15 protein-coding genes are annotated in these 9,065 nt (G+C 62.0%); 4 read left to right on the forward strand and 11 right to left on the reverse strand.

Annotated features, from left to right (window positions below; genetic code table 11):
• Positions 1-25: 25 nt before the first annotated feature.
• Together SynWH8101_RS10095 and SynWH8101_RS10100 are read left to right on the forward strand one after the other, a co-directional pair.
• Positions 26-436 (forward strand): YccF domain-containing protein, encoded by a 411-nt coding sequence (locus SynWH8101_RS10095; RefSeq protein WP_130129657.1) that lies wholly within the window; start codon positions 26-28, stop codon positions 434-436.
• A 24-nt stretch (positions 437-460) separates the two neighbouring features.
• Positions 461-727: a hypothetical protein gene (locus SynWH8101_RS10100; protein WP_130129658.1), complete on the forward strand. Its 267-nt coding sequence runs from the start codon at positions 461-463 to the stop codon at positions 725-727.
• 31 nt (positions 728-758) lie between these two features.
• Here the strand turns inward: SynWH8101_RS10100 and SynWH8101_RS14145 are convergent, their stop codons facing one another.
• The 3 genes from SynWH8101_RS14145 to SynWH8101_RS10110 form a co-directional block, all read right to left on the reverse strand.
• Entirely contained in the window at positions 759-935 is a 177-nt protein-coding gene (locus tag SynWH8101_RS14145; RefSeq protein ID WP_165380973.1) for a hypothetical protein, read from the reverse strand.
• 235 nt (positions 936-1,170) lie between these two features.
• Entirely contained in the window at positions 1,171-1,404 is a 234-nt protein-coding gene (locus tag SynWH8101_RS10105) for a hypothetical protein (RefSeq protein ID WP_130129659.1), read from the reverse strand.
• A gap of 188 nt (positions 1,405-1,592) precedes the next feature.
• On the reverse strand, positions 1,593-1,931 hold the full coding sequence (locus SynWH8101_RS10110; RefSeq protein WP_130129660.1) for a hypothetical protein: 339 nt from the start codon (positions 1,929-1,931) through the stop codon (positions 1,593-1,595).
• An 88-nt stretch (positions 1,932-2,019) separates the two neighbouring features.
• On the opposite strand from SynWH8101_RS10110, the gene SynWH8101_RS14450 reads away from it, so the two are divergent.
• On the forward strand, positions 2,020-2,709 hold the full coding sequence (locus SynWH8101_RS14450) for a hypothetical protein (protein WP_254427939.1): 690 nt from the start codon (positions 2,020-2,022) through the stop codon (positions 2,707-2,709).
• Positions 2,710-2,728: 19 nt separating this feature from the next.
• Here SynWH8101_RS14450 and SynWH8101_RS10120 read toward each other — a convergent pair whose 3' ends face one another.
• From SynWH8101_RS10120 to SynWH8101_RS10135, 4 genes are all read right to left on the reverse strand, one after another.
• Complete coding sequence (locus tag SynWH8101_RS10120) at positions 2,729-3,172, reverse strand: hypothetical protein (RefSeq protein WP_130129661.1); 444 nt, start codon at positions 3,170-3,172, stop codon at positions 2,729-2,731.
• 114 nt (positions 3,173-3,286) lie between these two features.
• Positions 3,287-3,664, reverse strand: a complete 378-nt coding sequence (locus tag SynWH8101_RS10125; RefSeq protein WP_130129662.1) for a glycine zipper 2TM domain-containing protein — start codon at positions 3,662-3,664, stop codon at positions 3,287-3,289.
• A 116-nt stretch (positions 3,665-3,780) separates the two neighbouring features.
• A complete protein-coding gene (locus SynWH8101_RS10130; protein ID WP_130129663.1) occupies positions 3,781-4,155 on the reverse strand; it encodes a hypothetical protein in 375 nt (124 codons plus the stop codon).
• Between the two features lie 16 nt (positions 4,156-4,171).
• Positions 4,172-4,564 carry a lysozyme inhibitor LprI family protein gene (locus tag SynWH8101_RS10135; protein WP_130129664.1) on the reverse strand — a complete coding sequence of 131 codons (393 nt, stop codon included), beginning with the start codon at positions 4,562-4,564 and terminating at the stop codon, positions 4,172-4,174.
• Positions 4,565-4,686: 122 nt separating this feature from the next.
• Here SynWH8101_RS10135 and SynWH8101_RS10140 point away from each other — a divergent pair, with 122 nt between their 5' ends.
• Positions 4,687-5,277 carry a hypothetical protein gene (locus SynWH8101_RS10140; RefSeq protein ID WP_130129665.1) on the forward strand — a complete coding sequence of 197 codons (591 nt, stop codon included), beginning with the start codon at positions 4,687-4,689 and terminating at the stop codon, positions 5,275-5,277.
• A 114-nt stretch (positions 5,278-5,391) separates the two neighbouring features.
• Here the strand turns inward: SynWH8101_RS10140 and SynWH8101_RS10145 are convergent, their stop codons facing one another.
• The 4 genes from SynWH8101_RS10145 to SynWH8101_RS10155 are packed head-to-tail and all read right to left on the reverse strand — an operon-like array spanning position 5,392 to position 8,892.
• Complete coding sequence (locus tag SynWH8101_RS10145; RefSeq protein ID WP_130129666.1) at positions 5,392-6,372, reverse strand: SDR family NAD(P)-dependent oxidoreductase; 981 nt, start codon at positions 6,370-6,372, stop codon at positions 5,392-5,394.
• Positions 6,369-7,994, reverse strand: coding sequence for an FAD-dependent oxidoreductase (locus tag SynWH8101_RS10150; protein WP_130129667.1), 1,626 nt, complete (start codon positions 7,992-7,994; stop codon positions 6,369-6,371). The genes SynWH8101_RS10145 and SynWH8101_RS10150 overlap by 4 nt, the downstream gene beginning before the upstream one ends.
• Complete coding sequence (locus SynWH8101_RS14150; RefSeq protein WP_165380975.1) at positions 7,994-8,158, reverse strand: hypothetical protein; 165 nt, start codon at positions 8,156-8,158, stop codon at positions 7,994-7,996. Before SynWH8101_RS14150 ends, SynWH8101_RS10150 begins: the two co-directional genes overlap by 1 nt.
• Positions 8,159-8,217: 59 nt before the next feature.
• A complete protein-coding gene (locus SynWH8101_RS10155) occupies positions 8,218-8,892 on the reverse strand; it encodes a L,D-transpeptidase (protein ID WP_130129668.1) in 675 nt (224 codons plus the stop codon).
• Between the last annotated feature and the right edge of the window lie 173 nt (positions 8,893-9,065).

A 9,065-nucleotide genomic window follows, 5' to 3' on the forward strand; every position in this document is an offset into this window, starting at 1 on the left:
CTGCGAACGGGGTGATGATGCAGGCATGATCAGTTCCCTGCTCAACATTCTCTGGGTCGTGCTCGGGGGGTTTGTGATGGCCCTGGGCTGGTGGCTGGCAGGCCTGATCTGCGCGATCACGATCATCGGGCTGCCCTGGGCGCGCTCCTGCTTTGTGATCGGCAGGTTCTCGCTCTGGCCGTTCGGGCAGGAAGCCGTGAACCGCAAAGATCTGAGCGGCCGAGGCGATCTGGGCACCGGGCCGCTGGGGCTGCTCGGCAACGTGCTCTGGTTCCTGGTGGCGGGGTGGTGGCTGGCGATCGGCCATCTCACCTCGGCGCTGGCCTGCTTCGTGACGATCATCGGCATTCCCTTCGGGATCCAGCACATCAAGCTGGCGCTGATCGCTCTTGCGCCGGTGGGCATGACCGTGGTGCCGGTGCGCTCGACTGATTGAGATCCACTGGCACAACATCGGCCCATGCAACGCGACATCCCCAATCAGGAGACCACGCAGAAATGGTTCCGCAGCCACCTGCTCAACCGCGAGGTAGAACTGCAGGAGCTCTACGAGCTGCCGCTGGGGGAGCTGGATCTGTTGATGGCCGAAACCGCGGAGATCCGCTCCGATCCGGAAAACCGGGCCCGCAACCATGGCCGCTGGTGCACAGCGGGCTACATGCTCGAGCTGGCGCGGATCATTGATGCAAGGCGCCTCAGCGGGGCACCCACCACCACCCCTGGCTGATCAGCATCACCCCATGGACTGAGACGCATGCTCAACGACGGCTCAGCCAGCTCCACACAAACCACACGATCACGGCCAGCAGCACCCAGGGCAGCAGCCCCCGCAGCAGGATGGCCGCGATGAGCAACACGAGCAGGCTCACGGCGGTGCGCTTCACCAGAGCCTTGCTCTGGTCGGTCATGTAGTGCCAGCGGGGAAGGAGCGCCATCGATCTGGAACCTCAGGGTTGCCACCAGGGCCATTGAAACCCTGGCCACTCGATCCGCGTGTTCACCTAATTTGCCCCCTCCCGTGAAGTTGCGGAGGCAAGGGAAGTGTCTCAGTGACATCGTGCTTGAGGATCGGGGTTGAGTTAGTGATCCTGGTCTGCCTGGGCGGAGTGCTGACGTCTTGGCCCTTCGGGACTCCGCCGGTAGACAGCTGGAGGTGTTGCCTTGAATTCCCTATCCCACCAGGGCCAGCCAGGCGCCAGCGGCAGCGGCAAGCAAGCCACAGATCAGTGCCTGCAGCACGGTGGCGGAGGGATCCGGCTTCTCCCAGCGATCAATCGTGCGGCAGGCGATCGCATAACACTCGCCATTGCGATCGAGCTTGGCGAGGTAGCGCTCAATGAAGCGCTCATCCAACTCCAGGCGGTGGAGCTTGGCGCGGATCTGGTTGCGCTCGAACTGGGTCATGGGCGCTCTTCTAACCAAAGGCCACCAAGGGACGTGAGGGCCATCCCCCATTCGGGGGATGCAAAAGCGAAAACACAAACCAAGACTGGCTTCAGGCTGATTGCTTCGATGCCTAACCGCCTGAGGCGTGGTGGCCCAGCTCCTTCAGCTGGAGGTATTGGCATGAGCAGCGACGCCGCCCCGATGGCTCAGAACACGCAAAAGCGCACATCCACAGCATCACCGTTGAGCACCCTGTAGCGGTACAGGCCGGCACGGGGCGTTCTGATCCGCCGATAGCCCGCGGGTTCGGCCATGGCATCAGCCTCTTCGCCGGGGTAGATCACCATCACCTGCAAAGGAACCGCATCGGGCCGTGGATCAAGGCGTGGATCGATCCGCCACTCCTGCGCGCCACCCAGTTGCAGCGTCAGCTCAACCGGCGCTGCTCCCGCGTAAGTGCCGCAACTGGATCCCCTTGCGAATTGAATCGGCACCACCGGAATCGGCGCCGCCGAAGCCGCTGGACTCAACAACGGCAGCAGCATCCATGCGAGCCCAGAAAGAAACGAACAACGCATGCGTGATCAAGTAGCTCAACGGATGATGATGCAAAGCCAAAGCATCACGCACAACATGATCCGCATTGCAATGGTGATGGGTTGGACACTCCTCGTCGGCGGGGTCAACGCCATCACGGCGAGCAGTGCCGGGAAGGCCATGACCGCCGAGCCCTGGGTGAACTGCCTTTACAACAACAAAAGCATCGCCTGCCGGCGCACCTTCCTCTGCACCGATGCCCCCTGCAACCGTTTCAAGCTGGAGTGGAAAGACGGTATCCACGACACCTACACACGGGTGAGGGACGGTGCTGCACGCAATGTGGGCTTCTACAAAGACCAACGGGGAGGAGAATGGATGCTTCGGGGGTATGCCGACAGCTTCGGACTTATCAATCAAACCAACGGGAATACCATCATCTTCGGCATGACGCTGGCGGAATGCCGCAACAGTTCCGGCCTGAGCGATCTCTGCGGACCGAAACAGAATGAGGCCAGGGCTGAGCCCCAGCAGGTCTTGGCAATCCTGCTCAGACAGCTTGATGCCAAGCCCATGGGCCTCTACGACGGGGTGCGCTTGCTGCGGATCAACCGGCAGGGTGGCGGTAGTGTCACCGTGACCGTGAGCTGCGAGCGCGAGCAGTGGCGGGTGCAGAACAGCGACAACCCACAAGGTCGCCCCAGCTTTTACGACGCCCCCTTCCTCTCAGCGAAAGGAATCAGCCGCACCTGGGTGTGCACAGAGCCGGCCAGGGTCCTGGAGTGAGGGATCGAAGAGCGCAGGATCACTGATCGAGGCGGATGGACGCCGAGTCGGGCAATGGATGAAAAAACTTCGTCCAATACAAGACAAAACAAAGTGTGCCATCCGCTCGCCTCTCAATCACCCAATCTTCCCCAACCACAGCCTTAATCACACCCGAGCCAGAAGCAGGGCTTTCGCGATAGCGCGCCTGCCAATACACCGTGCCCGATGCATGGATACGGCAGGGATCATCGCACAGGGTAGTGGGAGCGAAATCACCCAACTGATGCGACTCGTCGATCCATTGCTGATGCAGTAAACGGTGCTCCTCGAGAGAGAAAGCTTGTCCATCAGGCGCATGAATCCGCGCATCAGGATGAAAGAAGAGCCTGGCGATACTGCTGGCGCATTCATCGGATGCAACTCCACAAAACCAATCCTTTGCGAGAGCAGACACTTCGCCAAGCGTGATGCAATTCGACACTCAGACAGCCTTGTAATCCAAACCACATTGTCAGAGAGCGGAGCCAGCCGGGCGGACAGGATGGCTTCCGCTTCGTGCATCAGCGCAACAGCAACTGCATGGGCTGATCCCGGCTCACCAGGGCAGCGGCCCGCGTCCTGCCGCAGTGTTGCAACCCACCTGGGAGCCGAGCAGTGCTCCGAGAGGAATCGCCCAGGAGCGGCCGTCATCCCGTGACATGGCGTAGGCCGCAGCACCACCACCGAGGCCTCCGATCAGGCGACCGAGATTGCAGCGCTGCACCTGTTGCTCCGGCGTGAGTGCTGGAGTGCCGTAGGCCTGATAGCCATTGTTCACTGGTGCTCCATAGCCGTTGCTTTGGACTGCTTGGCTCCTCCACCAGGGGCGCGCCTCGGCCATCGGGGGGAACAGGGCGCTGATGGTTGCGGAAACGCCAAGGCAGCAGACAGCCACTGGCCGCAGCCAACGGTGCTGAAACGCGAAAAAGGTCATGACGCTTGAGTGTGTGTGAGGAGGTCCAACAGACGCCATGCCTGTTGACCTACCACCAGCCAACTCCGAGCCGATAGCGGAAGGATGACTGAACCTGGAGAAGAATCTGACCGGATCTATCCAGCGCCGATCTGCCGACGGCTGAGATCCATGAAATGGCCGGGTCCATACAGCGCCAGAGCAATCACAGCAAACGCGATGGAAGCCATCAGGCTGCAAAGTCCCACCGAGAGTCCTAGAGGTAAGCCGTGCTGCTGAATCCTGCGTGCCGACAGTCCGCTGAAGGCGAAAGCCACCACACCCACCAGGGCCCAAGCGACTCCAGACAGAGACAACCCTCCACTCTCGAACATCGCTGAGCCACCGGCTGCAGCAGCCACCAGCAAACCAACCATGATCAGCCCCACGCTGAGAGGGAACGTTCGCGGCAGGCGTTCCCCCAACGACCAGAAGGCCAGAAGTGCACTCGCCGGCACCGTGAGTGAGAACACCAGGGTCGGCTGGTGCTCAAGGCTTCAGCTGATCCAGAAGGGTCTGGGTCAGCTCCAACTCGCAGCGTGTGGTGAAAATGCCATAGCCCGTGCCCTGGAACGCCATCGACTTGGCATAGGCGCAAATCTTGCGGCGTTCAGCCCGGAAGGCAGAGGCCTGTGCTTTTGGATCGGCACTGGTTTTGTAGAACCCGGTCAGGTTGTCGCGCCAGAGTGTCTGAAACACCTCACTGGGCACCTCTTTGGCCTCCTTGGCCACCCGAGCGAGGGCCTTCTCCAGGCTTTGGTCCATCGTTTTCAGTGCGGCGATCACACAACCGGTTTCAGCCACGGTGCTTTGAGATGAGCTGCACACCTCCGCCGCTGGAGCCGGCAGCGGCAACAGGGGCACGACGGCAGCGGCGAGCATCAGAGAAAGTGAGGCGCGCAAGATCGAACCCTGTCTTCAAGCTGTCCACCATCTTGGCTGAGGTCTGCCAGATAGCAGCTGCGGCACCTAGGACTGGGCCATCTCCCCCTGAACTGGGCCCGATGCTCCGCAGCGTTTGTCTCACATCAGCTCTGATCGCCGGTTCCCTGGTGGTTCCAGCCAAGGCCGAGATCGTGAAATCATTCTGCGTTCTCTCCCGGCACGACCACACCATCCCGGTGGAGGAGTTTGACTGCGAGTTCCGGCAATCCCAAGGGACGGTGCAGGTCACCTCCACACGCTGGTCGTTTCTGTTCCCGGCAGCAGAGCAGGGCAAGACCTTCCAGCGCGACAACTCAATCGAGCGGATCCAGTTGACCAGGGAAGGGGACTACACCCTCAGCATCTATCAGGGCGGCAAGCCGGCTCCGAAAACAGCCCCCAAGGTCTCCAAGGCCTACCCCCTCCTGTGCTGGCTCAACACAGTCGCCTCCACCTGTAAAACCACACCAACGGCGAAGGGCGGCTTCCGCCTTGAGTTTTCCCATGCCGACAAACCCACTTACACCCTCACCCCGGTGGGGCCTGCCACAACTGATCGGCAGGAGATGGTCGACAGCACCGGCACCCGCTGGGCGATGAGCGGTCATCGCTCCTTCCAACTGATGGAGATCGGTGGCTACGGCAACAAGATCGAAGTGAGCGCCCCCTGAGGCGCCTGCATCAAACTCCAAGCAAGCATCTCCTTCCGGCCTGATGGACAAGCCTCAACAACCCTGGCGCCTCTGGGCCTTTGTGATCGGGTTCAACGTGGTGGCGTTTCTCGGCTACGCCTGGGCCCGATCCCATGGCATGTGAAGCAAAGCCTCCGAAAGCTGCCATAACGAAGCCGCCAGCTCGTGATCGGCACCTGCCTCACTCGTGGCCGTGGCCTCAAAGCGATGCAGGCCCGGGCGCACCAGCCGGTTGCTCCAGTAGCTGAAGCCAGGGCTCGAAAAGGCGGCATCCGAAGCCAGATCAGCCAGCAACCGACCGGCCGTTGGCACCGATTCGGTGAGACGCAGCAGATCCCGTGCCACCAGCGCAAACAACGCCATCCCCAGAGGATTGTTCTGGCGATTGTGGCGGAAGAAACCTCCGCTGCTGCGGGGAATCACCAACCCAGGGCTCCAGCTGATCACCGGCATGGAGCCCTCCAGTTGCCGATCGAGCTCGCGCCCCAGCAGCACATTGCAGAGCTTGCTGTCTTTGTAGGCCTTGTCGCCATCGAAGCGATCACTGCCATCGAGCATCACGAAGCCGGCACCCGCCCGAAGCCCCGCCAGATCCCCCAGGTCAGCCGGTTGACCCACACGCCCGCCGCCGCTGGCGGGGTTGTGCACCTCCGAAGCGGTGATCACGATCCGAGGCTGCGTGCCCGCTTGCAACAGCGGCAGCAACCGGGTGGCGATCAACTGGTGGGCCAGCTGGTTCACTGCGAAGGTGATCTCAATCCCCTGGGGCGTGAACACGGGCGCAGTGGCGCCGGCACGTTGCTGGCCGGCATTCAGCACCAGACCATCCAGGGATTGATGTTCATCCAGCAGCTGTTGACAGGCCCTGTCCACACTGGCCAGATCCGCCAGATCGACGGCAATGCAGGCGAGCTGACTGGGCGCCGCTCCGGCAGCAAGCAGCTGCTGCTCCGTCTCTTCTGCACGCTCCGGCGTGCGACAGAACAGAGTGAGCTGATGGCCGCTGCGGGCGAGACGCCGAGCCGCTTCCAGACCGATGCCCGAACTGGCGCCCGTGATCAAGAGTCGTTTCATGGCAACCACGGCCAGCGCAGACCCAGAGCTTCCGCCGGGTTCATCACCAGAGCATTCAAGGCGCGACCGATCAGCACCTGCGGTTCATCGGCGCGGATCGGGATCACCCGGTGCTGGTGGGTGCCGGAAGAATCACTTCCCTTGACCACCCTGCGCCGGATCAGGGAATTGGCGGCCTCCAGGCCACAGACATAAGCCCGCTCCTGACACAGACCCTTGGCGCCATGCTCGCGGCTGCCCATCCGCACCCAGTCGCCGGCACACACGATCGATGGCACCGCCGTTTCCAGCGGCGGCCGCTGACTGAAGCTCCCCGGTGCAAACAGCGACACCGACGCCGGATAGCGCCTCACCTCGGCCTCCAGCACCGTGGCGGTGTGAAAGGCGGGATTAGCCACAGGCAACAACTCCCGCATCAACAACGCCACGATCTCCTGATCGCTGAGGGTTGCGATCGCTGAGGCGTTGTAAAAGTCACTGGCAATCACCGATCCCTGGGGCTGCTCCCCGCCCCATAGGGCTGCTTCCTCCTCCTTCTGCAGCTGATCGAGCATGAAGAAGGTGCCACCGGCCCCCCGCAACGCCTCAAAACGGGAGAACACATTGGCGGGATCGGCAACCTCCACATAGGCATCGAGCCACAGACGCACCGAAACCACATCGATGGCACCGAGCTGTCCGGCCTCCACAAGCTCAGGAACGGCAGCAGCACAGACCGGAGACGCCGCCATCAGCGCGCCCATCCCCTTGGCCCCCACGGCCAGAACCACCGCATCCACCGCTTCAATCAGCCCCTCCTCCCCCGTTTCAACGGCACGGGTTGCCACCGAAGCAACCGCCGAACCATCGGGCGTGAGGTTCAAGCGCGTAGCCAGCGTGCCCCCCAGCACCCGCAGGCCCTTGTGCTCGATGAGCCTTCGGGCCAGGGGTGCAATCAAGGCTTCGCCAATGCTTTGGGCCCGGATCCAGCGCACATCGAAGGAATTCTGGTGCGCAAAGGAGTAGTAGTAAAGAAGCTCCATCGTCACCGCCGCCGAGAGCTCTTCAGGCGGCTTGAACAGTCCCACCAGCAGGGTGGGGCGCAAAAAGTCGTTGATCATCCGCTCGCTGATTCCGACGCTCCGGAACAACGTCAGCGCATCAAGGTTGTCGTAACGCCGATACACCGCATCACTGCGGTGGAGATCGAGCATCGCGTAGAGAAGCCCTGTGATGCTCAACCGATCGGCGATTGGCAGGCGTTTGAAGTTGGTGAGCGTTGCTGCCACCTGTCCCAAAGGACTCGGCCACTGGGGCGCATCCCCGAACACCGGCGCCGAGGCCTCCAGACCATCGGGCGACCAGAAGGCACTGGTGGTGAAGTCCGTGAACACATCGCTGAGGCCGAGCTCAGCGGTGAGGGCATTGATGTTGGGGTAGTCCTTCCAGAAACCGCGGGTGCCGGCTTCAAACGGCTTACCGGTGGCGGTGGTGAGGGGCGTGCTGCCGGTGGGATCTGCCATCCCATCCAGCAGGGTCACACGCACGCCGGCTTCGCCAAGGGCCTTGGCTGCACCCCAGCCAGCCCAGCCGCCGCCAATCACCACCACGTGGGACGCACTGGATTGTTCCGTCATCGCCATCACTCGATCGAAAACTCCCTGCGCAGAGCCCGCGCATCCTGAATGCGCTGCGCTGAGGCCAGCTGGCGCAAACGCATGTTCAACCAGGCTTTCAGCCGGGTGGACGCCACCGATCGGTTGAGCAGCCGATCACTCGGTTCAGGCTCTCCGAAAGGAATGGTCATCAGAACCAGACGGTGCTTGAGGCTAGGCAGATCCGTGCGGCGGCCCGAAGGCGGCACGCTCAGGGCGTGCAAGGGCCATGGTCGGCCGTCACGATGACCTCATCGCCAAGCTTCACGGTCTTTAGCAGGGTTTTGAGGATCGGTTCCTTCACATTCAGGCAACCACCGGTGACTTTCTCACCAATGCGGGCCTCGTTGTTGCTGCCGTGGATCGCGAAGCTGTACCAGCGGAATTTGCCGTCGTATGTGTTGAATCGGAACGGTTGCTTCACGCTGTCGACCGGCTCCAGGCTGATGTAGCCGATGCCGTATTCCCCCACCTCGCCATCGCCACTGAAATCGATGGCGCTCATATTCTTGAACAACGTCGCCTTGAGCTCGGCTTCGCTCTTGCCCGATTGCTTGATCAGCTGCGGGGCCATCACGAACTGGTCCTGGCTCAGAATCGCATTCACCTTGAAGCGCCCCAGCGGTGTGTAGCCCTCCTCGAATCGGGTGCCGGCACAGGTGACGCCATAACGGCCGTAGCCCACTTGAAAACTGGTGGGCTGCTTGCCACGGACCAACGCGCCTTTGCTCTTGGCCGGGTCGCTCAGATCGATCACAATCCGAATTGGACTGTCCAGCGATTCAGCGCTGCCCGAGCCACCGCCTGGCTTTGTGTCATCCCGCCCGCCGCAGCCCGCCAGCAGCAGAGTGAGAGCAAACAACGCAAAGGGAACACAGCGGCCCATCCCGAAGCAACAAGGTGAGTGGTCTCATGCTGGCCAGGCTCAGCGCGCCTACTCCCTGTGGCAGCTGCCATTCTGGACCCACAAAAAAGAGGCTCCTTGCGGCAGCCTCTCGGAGGGTGTGAGGAGAAAAGCCCTGTGAGGAGCTTTCCTATCCACAGTCATAGATCCGAGCC

This window comes from Synechococcus sp. WH 8101 (genome assembly GCF_004209775.1).
In the GTDB taxonomy this organism is placed as follows: domain Bacteria; phylum Cyanobacteriota; class Cyanobacteriia; order PCC-6307; family Cyanobiaceae; genus Synechococcus_C.

Bases quoted from the DNA above. Each gene is read 5' to 3' on its own strand.
- SynWH8101_RS10095 (WP_130129657.1), top strand. From the start codon at position 26: ATGATCAGTTCCCTGCTCAACATTCTCTGGGTCGTGCTCGGGGGGTTT.
- SynWH8101_RS10100 (WP_130129658.1), top strand. From the start codon at position 461: ATGCAACGCGACATCCCCAATCAGGAGACCACGCAGAAATGGTTCCGC.
- SynWH8101_RS14145 (WP_165380973.1), bottom strand. From the start codon at position 935: ATGGCGCTCCTTCCCCGCTGGCACTACATGACCGACCAGAGCAAGGCT.
- SynWH8101_RS10105 (WP_130129659.1), bottom strand. From the start codon at position 1,404: ATGACCCAGTTCGAGCGCAACCAGATCCGCGCCAAGCTCCACCGCCTG.
- SynWH8101_RS10110 (WP_130129660.1), bottom strand. From the start codon at position 1,931: ATGCTGCTGCCGTTGTTGAGTCCAGCGGCTTCGGCGGCGCCGATTCCG.
- SynWH8101_RS14450 (WP_254427939.1), top strand. From the start codon at position 2,020: ATGATCCGCATTGCAATGGTGATGGGTTGGACACTCCTCGTCGGCGGG.
- SynWH8101_RS10125 (WP_130129662.1), bottom strand. From the start codon at position 3,664: ATGACCTTTTTCGCGTTTCAGCACCGTTGGCTGCGGCCAGTGGCTGTC.
- SynWH8101_RS10135 (WP_130129664.1), bottom strand. From the start codon at position 4,564: ATGCTCGCCGCTGCCGTCGTGCCCCTGTTGCCGCTGCCGGCTCCAGCG.
- SynWH8101_RS10140 (WP_130129665.1), top strand. From the start codon at position 4,687: ATGCTCCGCAGCGTTTGTCTCACATCAGCTCTGATCGCCGGTTCCCTG.
- SynWH8101_RS10145 (WP_130129666.1), bottom strand. From the start codon at position 6,372: ATGAAACGACTCTTGATCACGGGCGCCAGTTCGGGCATCGGTCTGGAA.
- SynWH8101_RS10150 (WP_130129667.1), bottom strand. From the start codon at position 7,994: ATGGCGATGACGGAACAATCCAGTGCGTCCCACGTGGTGGTGATTGGC.
- SynWH8101_RS14150 (WP_165380975.1), bottom strand. From the start codon at position 8,158: ATGACCATTCCTTTCGGAGAGCCTGAACCGAGTGATCGGCTGCTCAAC.
- SynWH8101_RS10155 (WP_130129668.1), bottom strand. From the start codon at position 8,892: ATGGGCCGCTGTGTTCCCTTTGCGTTGTTTGCTCTCACTCTGCTGCTG.